This window comes from Hydrogenophaga sp. UC242_53 (genome assembly GCF_042696965.1).
Classification (GTDB): domain Bacteria; phylum Pseudomonadota; class Gammaproteobacteria; order Burkholderiales; family Burkholderiaceae_C; genus Hydrogenophaga.
The window spans coordinates 1040498-1057480 of record NZ_CP170552.1 but is presented as its reverse complement, the minus strand read 5'-3'; the positions used below and the strand labels follow the sequence as shown (position 1 = coordinate 1057480).

Sequence of the window (16983 nt, the reverse complement as noted above, 5' to 3'; positions counted from 1 at the left end):
CCTGCGCGTCCCACCAACCCATGGAGTCCTCTGATGAACAGCACCGCCCTCCCTGCATCCCCCTCCCGGCGCCACCACTTCCTCAAGCCCGCCCTGGGCCTGGCCCTGTCGCTGGCCACCGCCGGCGCCTTCGCGCAGGCACCCGCCCCGATGAAGATCGCCACCGTGGTGTGGATCGGCTACGGCCCGTTCTACGTGGCCGAAGCGCTGGACCTCTACAAGAAATACAACCTCAAGGTCTCGCTGCAGGTCTTCAACGACCCCGCGCTGATCCCGGCGGCCATCGCCTCGGGCGCGGTGGACGGCGGCATGCTGACCTACGACCAGGTGGTGGGCCAGGTCGCCGCAGGCCGCGCCATGAAGGTGGTCATGCCCATCGACTACTCCAACGGCGGCGACGCCATCGTGGCCGACGGCAGCATCACCAAGGTGGCCGACTTCAAAGGCAAGAAGATCGGCTACAACCCGCTCTCGCCGAGCGACTTCCTGCTCTCGTACGCGCTCAAGACGGTGAACCTGAGCGAGAAGGACATCACCCCGGTAAGCATGACGCCCGAAGCCGTGCCGGCGGCGATGGCCTCGGGCCAGTTGCCCATCGGCGTGACCTACGAGCCCAGCCTGTCGCAGATCCTCGGCCAGGGCGGCGGCAAGAAGTTCAAGGTGGTGTTCTCCTCGAAGAACGCGCCGGGCCTGATCGCCGACGTGCTGGTGTTCGACGACAAGGTCATCAAGGCCAAACCGGCCGAGATCACCGGCATCATGAAGGCCTACCTGGACGGCATGGCCTACATGAAGGCCAAGCCGGCCGAGGCACACAAGATCATCGGCAAGTTCATGGGCGTGTCCGCCGCCGAGGTGAAGGAACAGCTCACCGGCGTCTACAACATCCCGCTGGCCGAGATGCCCAAGGCCTTCCTGCCCGCGAAGGAAACCACCTCGTACTACGCCAGCGGCGACATCATCGCCCAGCTGCTCAAGGCCAAGGGCCAGATCACCACGATTCCCGCCACCGAAGCCACGTTCGACGCCGGCCTCGTCAAGGCCATGGTCGCGAAGTAAGCCGCCATGACATCGGTGTTCCGCTATGAGGACGGCGTGTGGCCCAACGTGGCCGCCCTCGCCTTCACGCTGCTGGGCTGGCCCGCGGGCATCGTCCTGCTCGGCCAAGCCAACGGCTGGCTCAACGCGCTGGGCGTGCTGCTGGTGGCGCAGACCCTGGTCTGGTCGGCCTACTTCATCCACGAGTTCGCGCACTACGCGATTTTCAAGACACCCCAGGCCAACGAGCGCTGGGGCACGCTCATGAGCTGGATCAACGGCAGCTGCTTCGCCAGCTTCGCCGACCTGCGCCGCAAGCACATGCGCCACCACGTGGAGCGCGCCGACGTGATCACCTTCGACGCCCAGGCCTTCCTGCGCGCGCGCCCCGTCATACGCCGCACGGTGCTCGCGCTGGAGTGGGCGTACATCCCGGCGGTGGAGTTCGTCATGCGCGGCTTCGTGATCGCCATGCCCTTCATGGGCGAGAAGAAAAAAGCCGCGCGCGGCCGCGTCATCGGCATCGCACTGGTGCGCATCGCCGCCTGGGTGGCGCTGGGCTGGTGGTCGCTCAAGGCGCTGGCGCTGTACGCCCTGGCCTACCTGATCTTCGTCACCGTGCTGCGCTTCGCCGACTGTTTCCAGCACACCTACGACGCCTACCCCATCCTCGACGATGCGCCCATCCCCAAGGACAAGGTGCGCGACCGCGCCTACGAGCAGGCCAACACCTTCAGCGACGTGGTGAGCCTGGACGCGAAATGGCTCAACCTGGTGTGGCTGAACTTCGGCTTCCACAACGCCCACCACGAGCGCCCCACCGCGCCCTGGTACCGCCTGCCGGCCTTCCACCGCGAGCTGTACCCGTCCGATTACGCCCAGGTGGTCACGGTGCGCGAGCTGCTGCGCAGCTTCCACCTCAACCGCGTCAAGCGCGTGCTGGCCAGCAACTACGGCGCGGTGCAGCCACCGGGCACGCCGGGCCGCGCCGATGGCTTCCTCGGTGCCGTCGGTGTGTCGTTCCTGACGGCTGTTTGACATGACCGCTGTTGTCCGCTACGGCCTGGAAGGCAAGACCGTGCTCGTCACCGGCGCGGCCGGCGGCATCGGCAGCGCGCTGGCGCGGGCCTTCGCCGCGCAGGGCGCGCGGCTCATGCTGCTCGACCGGGCCGACACCGCCCTGCCCGCGCTCAGCGCCCAGCTCGACGCCAGCGCCGCCGTGTGCGACCTGGGCGACCCGGCACAGATCGCGCGCATCGCCACCCAGGTGCGCGAGCGCTGGGGCACGCTGGACGTGCTGGTGAACAACGCCGGCACCGAGTACCCCACGCCGCTGGCCGACACCTCGCCCGAGGCCATGGCGCGCTGGTCCGCGCTGCTGGACAACAACGTGGGCTCCATGGTGCGGCTCACGCAGGCCCTGCTGCCGGTGTTGCCGCGTGGCGCGAGCGTGATCAACCAGAGCTCGATCTGGGGCCGCATCGGCGTGGCCGGTTTCTCCGCCTACGCGGCGAGCAAACACGCGGTGGTCGGCCTCACACGCTCGCTCGCGCTGGAACTCGGCCCGCGCGGCATCCGCGTCAACGCGGTCTGCCCCGGCTGGGTGCGCACGGCCGCCGCGCTGCGCTCGCTCGCCACCATGGCACAGGAACAGGGCCGCAGCGAGGCCGAGGTGGAGCGCGAGATCCTCTCGAAACAGGCCCGGCCCGTGATGCTCACGCCAGACGACCTCGCTGGCGTGTTTCTCTTCCTCGCCAGCGAGGGTGCGGCCCCGCTCACCGGCCAGTGCTTGGTGGCCAGCCACGGCGAGGTGATGGCATGAAGCACGCGCTCTCCCTTCAGGGCCGGACCGCGCTGGTCACCGGCGCGGCCACCGGCATCGGCCGCGCCATCGCGATCCTGTTCGCGCAGGCCGGCGCGCGCGTGGTGGTCAACCACCTTGGGCAGGCCGAGGCCGCACTGGCCGTGGTGCAGGCGATTCAACGCGACGGCGGCGAGGCGCTCGCGATCGACGCCGACGTCAGCCGCGCCGACGCGGTGCAGCGCCTCGCGGCCGAAGCGGGCGAAGTCCACATCCTGGTCAACAACGCCGGCATCATCCAGGAGAAGCCCTTTCTCGACACCACCGAAGCCGACTGGGACCGGATGCTCGGCGTCGACCTCAAATCCGTCTTCCTCACCTCGCGCGCCGTGCTGCCGGGCATGGTCGCGCGCGGCAGCGGCGCCATCGTCAACCTCGCGTCCGACCTGGGCATCCTGGGCCGCGAACGGTACGCGCCCTACTGCGCGGCCAAGGCCGGCGTGATCGGGCTCACGCGCTCGCTGGCGCGCGAGTTCGCGCCGCTAGGCATCCGCGTCAACGCCATCGCGCCCGGCCCGGTGAACACCGCCATGGTCTCGCTCGAACACATGAGCCCGGAATGGATCGAGAAGGAACTCGCGATCCCGCAGCACCGCGTGGCCGAGCCCGAGGAGATCGCGGCCACGGCGCTGTTCCTCGCCAGCGACCTCTCTCGCTTCTACTGCGGCCAGGTGCTGGGGCCCAACGGCGGATCGGTGATGCCATGAGCGCAGCGCCATCCGACCGCCTCGCCACCGGCGTGCTGCTGTTCTCGGCCTCGCTCTGGGGCCTGTCGTGGATGCCGCTCAAGTGGTTCATCGCGCAGGGCCTGAGCGGGCCAATGGTCTCGCTGGTCTCCTACGGCGCGGTGGGCCTGTGCGCGCTGGTCTTCATCTGGCGCGAGCGCGCGGCCTGGCGCGCGCACGGGGGCTGGCTGCTCGCGCTGGCGCTGGTGGGCGGCTGGGCCAACACCTCCTTCGTCAACGCCCTCATGGTGGGCGACGTGGTGCGCGTGATGTTCCTGTTCTACCTCTCGCCGGTGTGGTCGGTGCTGGGCGGCTGGCTGTTCCTCAAGGAGCGCATCCCGCCCACGCGCTGGGCCGCGGTGGTCGCGGCCATCGTGGGCCTGTGGCTGGTGCTGGGCGGCCCGGGCGCGGTGGACCTCTCGTTCTCGCTGTCCGATGGGCTCGCGCTCTCCGCCGGCCTGGCCTTCGCGGGCAACAACCTGCTCGCGCGCGCCGCGCAAGGCGTGCCCCTGCAGAGCAAGACCTTCGCGGTCTTCGTCGGTTGCGGCGCCATCTCGCTGGCGGTCACCGCCGCGCTGGGCCAGGGCGTGCCCGCCCTGCCCGCCGGCGTGTGGCTCGCGGTGCTGGCCTACGGCTTCGTGTGGCTGCTGCTGGCCACCGCCACCTGGCAGTTCGGCGTGACGCACCTGGAAAGCAGCCGCGCCGGCGTGATCCTGCTGGCCGAACTGGTGGTGGCCGTGCTCACCGCGCTCTGGTTCGGCGGCGAGACGCTCACGCCCATGGGCTGGGCCGGCGGCACGCTCATTGCCGTGGCCGCGCTGGTGGAAGCCCTGGACAACCGCCCAACCGACCCCCGACCCCAAACCGCCCCGACAGGAGGATGAACCGATGACCGACACCGTGTGGATGAACCAGCTCTCGTGGTTGGACTACCAGGCCCGCGTGACGCAAGACCAGCCGCCCGTGCTCCTGCCCGTGGGCGCGCTCGAACAGCACGGCCCGCACCTGCCCCTGGGCACCGATGGCCTGCTCTCCAGCGCCATCGCCGCCGACACGGCCGCCCTCGTGGGTGGCCTGGTCGCGCCCACGCTGTCGTACGGCTACAAGTCGCAGCCCAAGTGCGGCGGCGGCCAGCACTTCTGCGGCACCACCAGCGTGGACGCCGCCACCCTCATCGGCCAGGTGCGCGACGCGGTGCGCGAGTTCGCGCGCCACGGCCTCACGAAGCTCGTCATCGTCAACGGCCACTACGAGAACCAGTGGTTCCTGATCGAGGGCATCGACCTGGGCCTGCGCGACCTCGGCCTCGGCGCGAAGCTGCAGGTGATGCGCCTGGAGTACTGGGACTTCATGACGCCCGACACCCTGGGCGATGTGTTCCCCGATGGCTTCCCCGGCTTCGCGCTGGAACACGCCGCCGTGCTGGAGACCTCGATGATGCTGCACTACCACCCCAACCTCGTGCGCATGGACCTGCTGCCCGACGACGGCCCGGCCGACTTCCCGCCCTACGAGATGTACCCGCCGCGCACCGACTGGGTGCCCGCTTCTGGCGTGCTCTCCTCCGCCAAAGGCTCGGACGCGGTGAAAGGCAAGCGGCTCGCCGACGAAGTGGCCCGCCGCATGGCCGAGGCCGTGCGCACCGGTTTCGAAAGGCCCGCGCCATGAGCACCACCGCGCTCATCGTGATCGACATGCAACGCGACTTCTGCAGCCCGGGGGGCTATGCCGACACCGCCGGCATGGACGTGCAGCGCTTGCGCGAACCGATCGCCAACATCCAGCAACTGCTGGCCGCCGCGCGCGCCAAGGGCCTGCTGGTGGTGCACACGCGCGAAGGCCACCTGCCCGACCTGAGCGACTGCCCGCCCGCCAAGCTCGCGCGCAGCACCGCCGCGGGCGCGGCCATCGGCAGCCAGGGTCCGCTGGGCCGGCTGCTGGTGCGCGGCGAACAGGGCCACGATTTCGTGGACGCGCTCCAACCGGCCCCCGGCGAATTCGTGGTCGACAAACCCGGCTACGGCGCCTTCCACCAGACGCGCCTGACGCAACTGCTCGCCGCGCACGGCGTGGACCGGCTCATCCTCTGCGGCGTGACCACCGAGGTCTGCGTGCACTCCACGCTGCGCGAAGCGGTGGACCGCGGCTTTGCCTGCACCACCGTGGGCGACGCCACCGCCGCCAGCAACCCCGCGCTGCAGGCGCCCGCGCTGGCCATGATCGACGTGGAAGGCGGCATCTTCGGCCGTGTGCGCAGCACCGCCGAGGTGGTGGCCGAACTCGCCGACAGCGCGCCCGCGCGCGACCGCGTCACCACCTGGGTGCAAGCCTTCACCGGTGCCTGAGATCCCCATGAGCCCACCGACCATCCCCGACCGCTACCACGGCGTGTGGCAACGCACCCTGCTTGAAACGCCCGAGGGCCGCGACACCACCAGCTGGGTGCACTGGCTGCAGACCGGCCTGTGGCACGGCGACCTGCGCGTGCCCGCCGACGCCGAGCGCGCCACGCCCGCCGACCGCGCGCAACAGCAGGGCTTTGCCGGCACCACCGCCATCACGCGGCCCGACCCGGCGCGGCCCGAGGTCTGCACCTGGCAACGCAGCATCGATTTCCAGCCCCCGCGCAGCACGCCCGACGCGGGCCACATGGTGTTCGAGACCCCGGAGCGCGTGATCGAGACCGGCATCCACGGCAGCTACCTCGAGGTGTGGGAGCGCCTGCCCGGCTCGGTGGGGCGGCGCATCGCGCTGGCCGCACTGGACGCGGCCGGCGAACCCACCGCCGAACGCCTGCTGGTCAGTGGGCGCTACCTCATGCACCTGCGGCCGCGCGAAGCCGCCTGGCCCGCCGACACCGCGCCCGACGACACCCTGACCCAGGTGGTGCAACGCCATGCGGACGAGGCCGAGGCGCTGCTGGACTTCCAGATCACGTTCGGCACCTGGGGCAAGGGCGTGTGGGCGGTGGAGCGCGCCACACGGCCGGCGCTCGAAGGCCAGGCCTGGCCCTGCACCTTGGGCCGCGCGGGCGACGCCGAAGCGACCCTGGCCTGTGAAGGACTGCCACCGCGCTGGCGCGTGCTGGAGTGGCACGCGCCGTGAGGGCCTATTCCGATCGGGGATGGCGAGGCGGCAGCGACACGGACAACAGCTCGTGGGCCTCCACGATCGCCATCGCCACCTCTTCGGTCGTGGTCCGCTTGGCCATGGCCTGGTCGCGGATCAGGTCGTAGGCCTCGGTTTCCGAGACGTGGTGGCTCTTCATCAGGATGGCCTTGGCATCGGCGATGTGCCGCACGCCGAGCAGTTTGGCCTCCACCTTCTTGAGGCGCCGCGCCAGCGCGCGGTTCACCTTGTGGCTCTCGCGGGCCAGCACCAGCGCGGAGAGCAGGCCGAACGAGCGCACCGGCGAGGGCAGCACGGCTTTCGCTTCGAGGCCCAGCACCACCTCCACGATGGTCGGGTTCTCGTAGTTGACCACCGCGATCACCGTCGGCGCGTCCTCGGCGTGGGCCCAGTCCATGTTGAGGTTGAGGATCTCGGGGCGCACCGCGAGAAACACCACGTCCACATCCTTGCCGATGGACTGCACGGGCGGCCAGAAGGCCTGCACCTTGCAGCCGATGCGTTGCAGCTGTTGCGTGAGCTGGCGGCCGTCCGAGTCGTCCGGGTGGATGACCGCCACGGTCAGCGTGCGAAGTTCCTTGAGCTGCTGGGGCGTGGCCCGCAGCGCGCGTGGAGGCTCCGCGCGGTCGACCATCAAGACTCCAGGGTGTCCAGGCGGGCGGCCCAGTCGCCCAGCGAGTGGGTGACGAGGTAGGGATCGGGGTACACCGACCTTCTCGCCTGGCGGACGATGGTGAACTGGCTCTCGGCGTTCACGCGGCCGATGCGCGGGTACAGGCAGGTGTGGTGGTTGTTGGGGTCGATGCGCACGCGGCCCTGCGGCGCGTCGAACTCGCTGCCCAGCACGTGCGGCATGAGCTCGGCGATGTCGTCGCTGCGCGACTGGCGCATGGCATTGGCGAAGATGTGCATCTGGAAGTACGAGGCCTCCCAGCACAGGTTGGGCACGCAGCTCTCGCCCAGGCGGCGGCGCAGGCTTTGCAGGCAGCGCTGGTTGGCGGCGGATTCGATCGACTGGAAGTAAGGCGCCGAGGTGTAGTGCCCGGTGGCCAGGCCTTTCTCCATCTGCGAGATTTCCGCTTCGGAGGTCGTGAGGCTGCCGATGGGCATGGTCTTCGGATCGAAGCCGGCATCGGCATAGGCGCGGTACAGGGCGGCGGTGGAGTCCCCGACCACGGTGGAGAAGATGAAGTCGGGCCGCTTGTGGCGGATGTCGTCCATGATGTCCGCGAAGTCCTTCTCGGTGGCGTCCAGCGCCACATAGCGTTCGGCCAGCTTCTCGCTGCCCTGGCGCTGCATCACCAGCTCGCCCATGATGCGGTTGGACTCGTAGGGATAGATGTAGTCGGAGCCGATGAGGTAGACGCGCGCACCGAAATTGGCCGTCATGAATTCGGCCAGCTGCACGCTGTTCTGGTTCGGCGCCGCGCCGGTGTAGATGACGTTGGCCGAGTACTCGAAGCCCTCGTACAGCGTGGGATAGAACAGCAGCTTGTTCCACTTTTCGATGACGGGGATCACGGCCTTGCGGCTGCTGGACATGTAGCAGCCGAAGATGACGTTGACCTTGTCCTGCAGGATCAGCTGTTCGGCCAGCTGGGCGTAGCGCTGCGGGTTGGACTGGGCGTCGTGGTGCACCGGCACCAGCTCGCGGCCGTTGATGCCCCCGGCATCGTTGATTTCGTCGATGGCCAGCAAGGCGCCATGCAACTGCGACAGGCCGATGGTGGAGGTGACACCGGTCGAGGAGAACAGCACGCCGACGCGCACGGGATCGCGGTCAACCATGGCACACCCTGGATGCGGTCGGCGCCGCGATGTGGGGACGAACGGGGGTCTTCAGGGGCATGGGCAGGGCCGTGAACAGCAGGGGATGGGTGCCAGGCGGTGCGGCCGTCATCCGGCGGCCAGCCTCACATAGGCTCTCTGCAACTGTACCGGAAGGTGGCTCGGATCGGCCGCGATCCCATGGTCGCGCCAGCCGAAAATCCGGCGCACGTAATGGTCGGCCGCGGCATCGACCGCCAGGCAGAAAGTGCGGATGCCGGCTCGGTGCGCCTGCTGCACCGCCATGCGCGCGTCCTCCACCAGGTAGTCGGGTTCGAACATGTCCACGTCGGAAGGCGCGCCATCGGTGACCACCAGCAGGCCGCGATGGCGCCCGGGCTGGGTTTGCAGATGGGCCGTGGCCTGGCGCAAGGCCGCGCCCAGGCGGGTCGAGTGGCGGGCGGGCACCGAGGCCAGGCGGTCGCGGGCGGCGCCGTCGAGCGGGTCGTCCCATTCGAGCAGGCGGTAGTAGCTCACCTCGGCGCGCGTGTTGGAGTTGAAGCCATGGATCGCCACGCGGTCCTGCGTGTGCACCGTGGCTTCGGCCAACAGGAAGGCGGCCTGCTTTTCGATGTCCAGCAGCGAGGCGCCGCGCGCGCCCGAGGGGTCGTTGGTGGACTCGGACAAATCGAGCAGCACCAGGATGCGGGAGGTGCCCGCCTCGCGGCCCGGGCGCATGAAAAGCCGAGGCTCGGGTTGCAGGTCGAGGCGGCGGTCCACCAGCACCTCGATGGCCGCGTTGAGGTCGATGTCTTCACCCTCCCACTGCCGGCGCAGGCGCTGGCGGCGGCTGAGGCGGCGCACGCGGTGCAGCGACACCGGGCTGAAGCTGTGGGACAAGGCGGGCTGCGCGCGGGCGAGCGCGGTGGGCGCCAGGGCCGGCAGCTTCTCGATCACGGTGCACCAGTCCCGTCGCCACAGCGCCAGCCGGTGGTGCCATTCGGCGTGCAGGGTGCGGCCCAGCTCCACCTCGGCCGGTTCGCGCGCGGGCTGCGTCCCGTCGCTGGCCTGTGGGGGCGGTGCGGCCGCGCGCGCCGGGGCCGAGCGGGGCGCGGCAATGGCCTGCTGTTCGTCCTGCTCGTTGTCGTCGTGCTGCCACAGGATGCTGTGGTCGTCGCGGTAGGGCGACGGCACGACGTGGTGCTGGGGATCGAAACGCACCCGCATCTGCCCCAGGTCGTTCGCCAGGATGGAGGCGATCGCGCGGAACGCCGGGGCGTCGCCCAGGCCGTGGCGGGTCTGCGTTTCCTCGAACAGCCGGCGGGCCTTGTTCACCCAGTGGTTGTCGTCCGCGTAACCCGGGTCGGCCAGCGCGCGGTCCATGCGGGCCAGCAGCGCTTCGAAGCTGAAGTTCCCGGCCTCGGGCACGGGGGCGAGGTGATCGAGGAACCAGCCGCTCACACCGGGGTAGCGCCGGGCCAGCAGCCGCTCCACGCGCGCGTCCTCGACGGCGGACACCACGGCCTGGCTCATGGGCTTGAGCAGGCGGGCGGGCTGCCGCAGCGGCGAGTACAGCAAGTGCGCCACGGCGTGGGCCACGCTGGCGCGGTAGAGCCCGCCGGCCGGCGCGGCCGCGTCCTCCAGCGCCTGTCGGCTGAGCAGCACCTGCTCGCGCGTGAGGATGGTGCGGCGCGCGCGAGGGCCGGCGCTGGCCTCGGCCACCGACAGCGGCCCGCCCAGCAGGCCCGAACCGAGCCAGGCCAGCGAGGGCAGCAGGCCGTCGATCGCGTCGACATCCGGTGGGAGCACGTGCGCCGGCAGGTCGCTCTTCATCCGAATTGCGCCTTCACGAAATCGCGGATGGCCTGCGCCATGTCGGGGTCGTCCGTCAGCGCGCGCACCAGGGTCATCTCGCAGCTCTGCGTGGGGGTGAGTCCGTCGCGCACCAGCACGCCCGCGTAGATGAGCACCCGGGTGGAGGCGCCTTCGTCCAGCCCGCGCTGCTTGAGGGCGCGCGTGCACTGCGCGATGGTGACGAGCTGGCGGGCCAGCGCGGCGTCGATGCCCGCTTCCTGCGCGACGATGGCGACCTCGGTCTCGGTGTCGGGGTAGTCGAATTCCAGGGCCGCGAAGCGCTGTCGGGTGGAGGCTTTCATGTCCTTCGCGCTGCTCTGGTAGCCCGGGTTGTAGGAGACCACCAGCTGGAAGTCCGGGTGGGCCTGGATGACCTCGCCCTTCTTGTCCAGCGGCAGGATGCGCCGCGCATCGGTGAGCGGGTGGATGACCACCGTGGTGTCCTGGCGGGCTTCCACCACCTCGTCGAGGTAGCAGATGCCGCCATGGCGCACCGCGAGGGTCAGCGGCCCGTCGTGCCAGGCGGTACCCTGGGCGTCGAGCAGGTAGCGCCCGACCAGGTCGGAGGCGGTCATGTCCTCGTTGCAGGCCAGGGTGACCAGGGGGCGCTGCAGCTTCCAGGCCATGTACTCGACGAAGCGCGTCTTGCCGCAACCGGTGGGCCCCTTGAGCATCAGCGGCAGGCGGTGCCGGTACGCCCGCTCGTAGCATTCGATCTCCTCGCCCGAAGGCTGGTAGAACGGTTCGGAGCGGATGAGATGGTCGTCCAGGGGTGACTGCATGGAACGGGGTCCTCCGGTGCGGAACAAGGCGCGGTTGGGGTGACGGGCTCAGCGGTGTTTCGTCTCTTCGTTCGGAATGCCTTCCATCGGGCACTCGGCGGTGCCGACGGTGGTGCGCGTGAACGACTCGACCATCTCGCGCGTGGCCTCGGGGTCGTTGACCCACTTGGCGTAGAAGTTGTACGGGCAGGCGGCCACGCCCTTGTCCCCGTCGCCCGAGTTGATGAGGCCGGTGTAGCCGCGGTGCACGAGCTTGAACAGATGGTTCTGCGACTGGCCGTTCTTGCGCGCGTCGCGGATCAGGCTCTTGGACAGCTCGGCGTACTGGATGCCCATTTCCTCTTCGCCGCATTCGCCCAGCGTGCGGCCGTCGAAGCCGATCACGGCGGAGTGGCCGAAGTAGGAGTACACGCCGTCGAAACCGGTGGCGTTGGCCACAGCCACGTACGAGTTGTTCATGAAGGCCATGGTCTTGGCGCACCATGATCTGCTGTTCCTTCGCCGGGTACATGTAGCCCTGGCAGCGGATGATGAGTTCGGCGCCTTTCATCGCGCAGTCGCGCCAGATCTCGGGGTAGTTGCCGTCGTCGCAGATGATCAGGCTCATCTTCATGCCCTTGGGGCCTTCGCTCACGTAGGTGCAGTCGCCCGGGTACCAGCCCTCGATGGGCACCCACGGCATGATCTTGCGGTACTTCTGCACGATCTCGCCCTTGTTGTTCATCAGGATGAGCGTGTTGTAGGGCGCCTTGTTGGGGTGCTCCTCGTGGCGCTCGCCGGTGAGCGAGAAGACGCCCCAGACGTTGGCGCGGCGGCAGGCGTCGGCGAAGATCTCCGTCTCGGCACCGGGAATGGTGGAGGCGGTTTCGTACATCTCCTTGGCGTCGTACATGATCCCGTGGGTGGAGTACTCCGGGAAGATCACCAAGTCCATGCCCGGCAGGCCCTTCTTCATGCCCACCAGCATGTCGCCGATCTTGCGGGCGTTGGCCAGCACCTCGGCCTTGGTGTGCAGGCTGGGCATCTTGTAGTTGACGACGGCCACGCCGACGCAATCGTTGCTGCTGGAAATGTCACCATGTCGCATGAAAGACTCCTTGGGGGGTTGACGTCAGACGGTCAGGAAGGACTTGACCTTTTCCTGATCCAGATTGGCACGGGCTTCTTCGTGCACGATGCGCCCTCGGTCGATGACCAGGAACCGGTCGGCGAGATCGAGGGCAAAACTGAGCACCTGCTCCGACACGACGACAGCAAAGCCGCGTTCCCGCCGGAGCACGTTGAGGGTCTGGGCCAGCTCCTTGATGATGGAAGGCTGGATGCCTTCGGTGGGCTCATCGAGGATCAGCACCTTGGGCTCGGAGATGAGCGCGCGCGCGATGGCGAGCATCTGCTGCTGGCCGCCCGAGAGGTTGCCCGCCTTGCGGTGCTTCATCTCCTTGAGCACCGGGAAGAAGCGGTGGATGTAGTCGGGCACCTCGCGATGGCCCGAATGCTCGGCGCCCGAGAGGATGTTCTGCTCCACCGTGAGGAAGGGAAACACCATGCGCCCCTGGGGCACGAAGGCCAGGCCGTGCTGCACGCGGCGGTGGCTGGGCAGGCCCTGGAGGGCGCGGCCATCGAGCTGGATGTCGCCCGAGCGCGTGGGCAACAGGCCGATGAGGGACTTGAGCAGGGTGGTCTTGCCCATGCCGTTGCGCCCCATGATGGCCACCGACTCGCGCGCCTGCACCTGGAACGAGATGTCGTGGATCACGTGCGACTCGCCGTAACACACGTTCAGCCGGGAGATGTCGAACATGGGGTGCCTCCTCAGTGGCCGAGATAGACGTCGATGACGCGGGGGTCGGCCTGCACCTGGGCGGCGCTGCCTTCGCTCAGCAGCCGGCCCTGGTGCAGCACCGTGACGCGGTGGGCGATGCGCTTGACGAAGTCCATGTCGTGCTCGATCACCACCACCGAGCGGCCGCTGGCGATGCGGCTGAGCAGGTCACCGGTCTGCTCGCGTTCGCGCGGGCTCATGCCGGCCGCCGGTTCATCCAGCAGCAACAGGGTGGGCTCCTGCATCAGCAACATGCCGATTTCCAGCCACTGCTTCTGGCCGTGGCTGAGCAGGCCGGCGCGGTGGCCCAGGCGATCGATCAGGAAGACCTGCTCGGCCATGGCCTTCACGCGCTCCACGATGGCGCCGCTGCGCCGGAACGTGAGGGACTGGAACAGGCCATGCATGCGGGGCAGGGAGATCTCCAGGTTCTCGAAGACCGTGAGGTCTTCGTAGACCGAGGGCGTCTGGAACTTGCGGCCCACGCCGAGGCGCACGATCTGGTGTTCGCTCAGGCGGGTGAGGTCCCGCCCTTCGAACAGCACGCGGCCGGCGGTGGGCCGGGTCTTGCCGCAGATCATGTCGAGCAGCGTGGTCTTGCCCGCGCCATTGGGACCGATGATGACGCGCAGCTCGTTGCGCTCCACCGCCAGGCTCAGGTCGTTCACGGCCTTGAAGCCATCGAAGGAGACGGTGAGGTTCTCGACCTGCAGCACGTGGTCGCGGGTTTGAGAGGGGGTCATGGAAGACAGGGCGTGGGTGGGAACGTGCATGGCAAGTTGGGCGCTCATCCCGCGCTCCTCGCACCGCCGCGGCGGGCCTGCCACTGGTCCTTCAGGCCCGCCAGGCCGTTGGGCATGACCCACACCACGAGGATGAACACCCCGCCCAGGAAGTACAGCCAGGCCTCGGGGAAGGTCTCCGACAGGTAGGACTTGAGAAAGCCGATGAGCAGCGCGCCCACCACGGCGCCGGGGATGGACAGGCGCCCGCCCACCGCGGCGTAGATGACCATCTCGACCGAGGCCACCACGCCGATGACGCTGGGCGAAATCAGGCCGACCTGCAGCGTGAAGAACGCGCCCCCCACCGAGGCCAGCACCGCGCCGCAGGCGAAGACGAAGGCCTTCATGTGGGCGGTGTCGTAGCCGCTGAAGCGCACGCGGTCCTCGCGGTCGCGGATGGCGATCAGGATCTTGCCGAAGCGCGTGCGCACCAGCGTGAGCGCCAGCAGCATCGCCACGGCCAGGAAGGCGACCTCGACGAAGTACAGCACCCGAAGGGCCTCGTCGCTCAGGATGTCCATGCCCAGCAGCGTCTTGAAATCGGTGATGCCGTTGGCGCCGCCGGTGTCGCCCTGCTGTCCGACCACCACCACCGTGAGGGTGAGCGCCAGCGACAGCGTGACGATCGCGAAATACACCCCGCTGACCCGGCGGCGGAAGATGGCGAACGAGAACAGGTAGGCGATCACCGCCGGCAGGACGAAGATGCCCAGCACGGTCCAGCCCAGCGAGCGGAACGGCGTCCACCAGACCGGCAAGGTCTCCACGCTGCTCCACACCATGAAGTCGGGCAACTCGGGGGCCGAGGCCTCCAGCTTGAGGAACATGGCCATCAGGTAGCCCCCCAGGCCGAAGAACACGCCCTGCCCCAGGCTGAGGATGCCGCCATAGCCCCAGGTGAGCACGATGCCGATGGCGACGAAGGCCAGCGCCAGGTACTTGCCGATGAGGTTGAGGCGGAACGGGTCGAGCAGCAGGGGCAGCGCGATGGCCAGCAGGGCGATCAGCGCGATGGCGCTGGCGAAGTCGAGTCGGTGCGTCTGGGATGACATGCTCAGCTCCTGGAACGCACGGCGAACAGGCCGTTGGGACGGAAGTAGAGAACCAGGATCACCAGCAGCAGGATGGTGGCCTTGGCCATGGAGCCGCTCATCAGGAACTCGAGCCAGGTCTGGCCCTGCGCGATGGACAGGGCCGAGAGCGCCGTGCCGATCAGGCTCTGCACGCCGCCGAAGACGACCACGATGAAGGAGTCGACGATGTAGAGCTGGCCCGTGCCCGGGTTGGTCGAGCCGATCATGGTGAACACGCAACCGGCGATGCCCGCCAGGCCCGAGCCCAGCGCGAAGGTGAGCGCGTCCACGCGGTGGGTGTCGATGCCGACGGCGCCGGCGATGGCGCGGTTCTGCGTGACAGCGCGCACCTTCAGGCCCCAGCGCGTGCGGTACAGCAGCAGGTACACGCCCACGGCCACGGCGATCGTCAGGCCGACGATGAAGATGCGGTTGATCGGCAGCTGGATGCCCTCGGTGGGCTCCCAGGCGCCCGCCAGCCACACGGGCAAGGGCACGCTGACCTCCTGCGCGCCGAACACGGTGCGGTAGGTCTGCTGCAGGATGAGGCTCAGCCCCCAGGTTGCGCAGCAGCGTGTCCAGCGGGCGGTTGTAGAAGAAGCGGATGAAGCCGCGCTCGAGCACGTAGCCAAAGGCGAACGTCACGCAGAACGCGAACGGGATGGCCGCGAACAGGTAGATGCCCATCCACTCGGGCGCCCAGTGCTCGAAGCCGCGCGCCGCGAGGTAGGTCATGTAGGCGCCCAGCGCCATCAACTCACCGTGGGCCATGTTGATCACGCCCATCAGACCGAACACGATGGCCAGCCCGATCGCCATCAGCAGCAGGATGCTGAACAGGCTCACGCCGTTGAACACCTGCATCACCGCAATGTCGAAACCCATTGACCGACTCCTGAATCGTTGGAATCGACCGGCCGCCCACGCGGGCGACCGGCCGGCCTCCTGCCCCGCGATGTCAAATCTTGGGGAACGGGTTGGGCTCGATCAGGGACGGCGTTTCCCACACGATGTCGAACTGGCCGTCGGCGCGCGCGCGGCCCACGCGCACCTTTTTCCACACGTGGTGGTTGGTCGCGTGCATGCGCACCGTGCCCTCGGGCGCTTCCAGCTCGATGCCGCCGGAGGCGGCGATGACCTTGTCCACGTCGAAGGACTTGGCCTTCTCCACCGCCATCTTCCAGAGGTACACGCTGTTGTAGGCCACCTGCATCGGGTCGCCGATGACGCGCTCCTGGCCGTACTTGGCCTTGAAGGCCTTCACGAACTTCTCGTTCGCGGGCGACTTGATGCTCTGGAAGTAGCCCATGCAGGCGTAGTAGCCGGCGGCGTTGTCCTTGCCGATGCCCTCGACCTCGTTCTCCGACACCACGGTGGAGAGCAGCGTCTGCTTGGAGCCGTCGAGGCCCGCGGCGCGCAGCTGCTTGTAGAAGGCCACGTTGGAGCCACCGACCACCGTGCTGTAGATGCAGTCGGGCTTGACGGCCTTGATCTTGTTGATGATGGACGAGAACTCGGTGTGGCCCAGGGGCGCGTACTCCTCGCCCAGCACCTTGCCGCCGGCCTTGGTGATGGTGGGCTTGGCGATCTTGTTGCAGGTGCGGGGGTAGATGTAGTCCGAGCCCACCAGGAAGAAGCTCTTGCCCTTCTCGCGCGCCATCCACTCGACGGCGGCGATCACCGACTGGGTGGCTTCCTGCGAGGGGTAGAACACCTGCTTGTCCTGCTCCTGGCCTTCGTAGTAGGTCGGGTAGTAGAGCAGGCCCTTGGCGCGGCCGAGCGCCGGCAGGATGGCTTTGCGCGAGGCGGAGGTGTAGCAGCCGATGATGGCCGCGACCTTGTCGCGCTCCAGCAGCTTGCGGGCCTTCTCGGCGAACACCGAGTTCTCGCTGGCGCCGTCCTCGACCACGACCTCGATCTTGCGACCGAGCACGCCGCCGGCGGCGTTGATTTCGTCGATGGCCATCTTCTCGGCGTCCACCAGCGAGGCTTCGGCAATCGCGATCGTGCCCGAGAGCGAATGCAACAGACCGAGTTTCACGGTCTCCTGCGCGGATGCGATGGCAGGCAGGCCGCCTGCGGCGCCCAGAATCAGCATGGACCCACCGGTCTTCACGATGTCGCGACGATTCATCTCACTCATGGCC

16 protein-coding genes and 2 pseudogenes are annotated in these 16983 nt (G+C 68.6%); 8 read left to right on the top strand and 10 right to left on the bottom strand.

What is annotated here, in order from left to right:
- Window positions 1-33: 33 nt before the first annotated feature.
- From ACFJI0_RS05495 to ACFJI0_RS05460, 8 genes are read left to right on the top strand one after another with little or no spacing between them, the layout of a single operon-like run.
- A complete protein-coding gene (locus tag ACFJI0_RS05495) occupies window positions 34-1059 on the top strand; it encodes an ABC transporter substrate-binding protein (RefSeq protein ID WP_382323708.1) in 1026 nt (341 codons plus the stop codon).
- Window positions 1060-1065: 6 nt separating this feature from the next.
- Window positions 1066-2076: a fatty acid desaturase family protein gene (locus ACFJI0_RS05490; RefSeq protein ID WP_382323707.1), complete on the top strand. Its 1011-nt coding sequence runs from the start codon at window positions 1066-1068 to the stop codon at window positions 2074-2076.
- Between the two features lies 1 nt (window position 2077).
- Window positions 2078-2860: an SDR family NAD(P)-dependent oxidoreductase gene (locus tag ACFJI0_RS05485; protein ID WP_382323706.1), complete on the top strand. Its 783-nt coding sequence runs from the start codon at window positions 2078-2080 to the stop codon at window positions 2858-2860.
- A complete protein-coding gene (locus tag ACFJI0_RS05480) occupies window positions 2857-3606 on the top strand; it encodes an SDR family NAD(P)-dependent oxidoreductase (protein WP_382323705.1) in 750 nt (249 codons plus the stop codon). The genes ACFJI0_RS05485 and ACFJI0_RS05480 overlap by 4 nt, the downstream gene beginning before the upstream one ends.
- The gene (locus ACFJI0_RS05475) at window positions 3603-4508 is read left to right on the top strand and encodes a DMT family transporter (RefSeq protein WP_382323704.1); all 906 of its coding nucleotides are present in this window, start codon (window positions 3603-3605) and stop codon (window positions 4506-4508) included. Before ACFJI0_RS05480 ends, ACFJI0_RS05475 begins: the two co-directional genes overlap by 4 nt.
- Before the next feature lie 4 nt (window positions 4509-4512).
- On the top strand, window positions 4513-5292 hold the full coding sequence (locus ACFJI0_RS05470; protein ID WP_382323703.1) for a creatininase: 780 nt from the start codon (window positions 4513-4515) through the stop codon (window positions 5290-5292).
- Window positions 5289-5969 (top strand): cysteine hydrolase family protein, encoded by a 681-nt coding sequence (locus tag ACFJI0_RS05465; protein ID WP_382323702.1) that lies wholly within the window; start codon window positions 5289-5291, stop codon window positions 5967-5969. Before ACFJI0_RS05470 ends, ACFJI0_RS05465 begins: the two co-directional genes overlap by 4 nt.
- A 7-nt stretch (window positions 5970-5976) precedes the next feature.
- The gene (locus tag ACFJI0_RS05460) at window positions 5977-6729 is read left to right on the top strand and encodes a hypothetical protein (protein WP_382323701.1); all 753 of its coding nucleotides are present in this window, start codon (window positions 5977-5979) and stop codon (window positions 6727-6729) included.
- 4 nt (window positions 6730-6733) lie between these two features.
- Here ACFJI0_RS05460 and ACFJI0_RS05455 read toward each other — a convergent pair whose 3' ends face one another.
- From ACFJI0_RS05455 to urtA, 10 genes and pseudogenes are all read right to left on the bottom strand, one after another.
- Window positions 6734-7387 (bottom strand): ANTAR domain-containing response regulator, encoded by a 654-nt coding sequence (locus ACFJI0_RS05455; protein WP_382159735.1) that lies wholly within the window; start codon window positions 7385-7387, stop codon window positions 6734-6736.
- Entirely contained in the window at window positions 7387-8541 is a 1155-nt protein-coding gene (locus ACFJI0_RS05450) for a transporter substrate-binding domain-containing protein (RefSeq protein ID WP_382323700.1), read from the bottom strand. Before ACFJI0_RS05450 ends, ACFJI0_RS05455 begins: the two co-directional genes overlap by 1 nt.
- A gap of 108 nt (window positions 8542-8649) precedes the next feature.
- On the bottom strand, window positions 8650-10353 hold the full coding sequence (locus ACFJI0_RS05445) for a VWA domain-containing protein (protein WP_382323699.1): 1704 nt from the start codon (window positions 10351-10353) through the stop codon (window positions 8650-8652).
- On the bottom strand, window positions 10350-11156 hold the full coding sequence (locus ACFJI0_RS05440; protein WP_382159744.1) for a CbbQ/NirQ/NorQ/GpvN family protein: 807 nt from the start codon (window positions 11154-11156) through the stop codon (window positions 10350-10352). The genes ACFJI0_RS05445 and ACFJI0_RS05440 overlap by 4 nt, the downstream gene beginning before the upstream one ends.
- Before the next feature lie 48 nt (window positions 11157-11204).
- Window positions 11205-12243: pseudogene (locus ACFJI0_RS05435) on the bottom strand (aliphatic amidase).
- 24 nt (window positions 12244-12267) lie between these two features.
- Window positions 12268-12957: an urea ABC transporter ATP-binding subunit UrtE gene (gene urtE, locus ACFJI0_RS05430; protein ID WP_382159747.1), complete on the bottom strand. Its 690-nt coding sequence runs from the start codon at window positions 12955-12957 to the stop codon at window positions 12268-12270.
- Between the two features lie 11 nt (window positions 12958-12968).
- Window positions 12969-13721, bottom strand: coding sequence for an urea ABC transporter ATP-binding protein UrtD (urtD, locus tag ACFJI0_RS05425; protein WP_382323698.1), 753 nt, complete (start codon window positions 13719-13721; stop codon window positions 12969-12971).
- Between the two features lie 44 nt (window positions 13722-13765).
- On the bottom strand, window positions 13766-14815 hold the full coding sequence (urtC, locus tag ACFJI0_RS05420) for an urea ABC transporter permease subunit UrtC (RefSeq protein WP_382323697.1): 1050 nt from the start codon (window positions 14813-14815) through the stop codon (window positions 13766-13768).
- Window positions 14816-14817: 2 nt separating this feature from the next.
- A pseudogene (urtB, locus tag ACFJI0_RS05415) lies at window positions 14818-15721 on the bottom strand (urea ABC transporter permease subunit UrtB).
- Between the two features lie 73 nt (window positions 15722-15794).
- A complete protein-coding gene (gene urtA, locus ACFJI0_RS05410; protein ID WP_382323696.1) occupies window positions 15795-16979 on the bottom strand; it encodes an urea ABC transporter substrate-binding protein in 1185 nt (394 codons plus the stop codon).
- Window positions 16980-16983: the final 4 nt, after the last annotated feature.

What these genes read in the sequence shown, in the direction of transcription:
- ACFJI0_RS05495 (WP_382323708.1), top strand. Translation starts at nt 34, where the DNA reads ATGAACAGCACCGCCCTCCCTGCATCCCCCTCCCGGCGCCACCACTTC.
- ACFJI0_RS05490 (WP_382323707.1), top strand. Translation starts at nt 1,066, where the DNA reads ATGACATCGGTGTTCCGCTATGAGGACGGCGTGTGGCCCAACGTGGCC.
- ACFJI0_RS05485 (WP_382323706.1), top strand. Translation starts at nt 2,078, where the DNA reads ATGACCGCTGTTGTCCGCTACGGCCTGGAAGGCAAGACCGTGCTCGTC.
- ACFJI0_RS05480 (WP_382323705.1), top strand. Translation starts at nt 2,857, where the DNA reads ATGAAGCACGCGCTCTCCCTTCAGGGCCGGACCGCGCTGGTCACCGGC.
- ACFJI0_RS05475 (WP_382323704.1), top strand. Translation starts at nt 3,603, where the DNA reads ATGAGCGCAGCGCCATCCGACCGCCTCGCCACCGGCGTGCTGCTGTTC.
- ACFJI0_RS05470 (WP_382323703.1), top strand. Translation starts at nt 4,513, where the DNA reads ATGACCGACACCGTGTGGATGAACCAGCTCTCGTGGTTGGACTACCAG.
- ACFJI0_RS05465 (WP_382323702.1), top strand. Translation starts at nt 5,289, where the DNA reads ATGAGCACCACCGCGCTCATCGTGATCGACATGCAACGCGACTTCTGC.
- ACFJI0_RS05460 (WP_382323701.1), top strand. Translation starts at nt 5,977, where the DNA reads ATGAGCCCACCGACCATCCCCGACCGCTACCACGGCGTGTGGCAACGC.
- ACFJI0_RS05455 (WP_382159735.1), bottom strand. Translation starts at nt 7,387, where the DNA reads ATGGTCGACCGCGCGGAGCCTCCACGCGCGCTGCGGGCCACGCCCCAG.
- ACFJI0_RS05450 (WP_382323700.1), bottom strand. Translation starts at nt 8,541, where the DNA reads ATGGTTGACCGCGATCCCGTGCGCGTCGGCGTGCTGTTCTCCTCGACC.
- ACFJI0_RS05445 (WP_382323699.1), bottom strand. Translation starts at nt 10,353, where the DNA reads ATGAAGAGCGACCTGCCGGCGCACGTGCTCCCACCGGATGTCGACGCG.
- ACFJI0_RS05440 (WP_382159744.1), bottom strand. Translation starts at nt 11,156, where the DNA reads ATGCAGTCACCCCTGGACGACCATCTCATCCGCTCCGAACCGTTCTAC.
- urtE (WP_382159747.1), bottom strand. Translation starts at nt 12,957, where the DNA reads ATGTTCGACATCTCCCGGCTGAACGTGTGTTACGGCGAGTCGCACGTG.
- urtD (WP_382323698.1), bottom strand. Translation starts at nt 13,721, where the DNA reads ATGACCCCCTCTCAAACCCGCGACCACGTGCTGCAGGTCGAGAACCTC.
- urtC (WP_382323697.1), bottom strand. Translation starts at nt 14,815, where the DNA reads ATGTCATCCCAGACGCACCGACTCGACTTCGCCAGCGCCATCGCGCTG.
- urtA (WP_382323696.1), bottom strand. Translation starts at nt 16,979, where the DNA reads ATGAGTGAGATGAATCGTCGCGACATCGTGAAGACCGGTGGGTCCATG.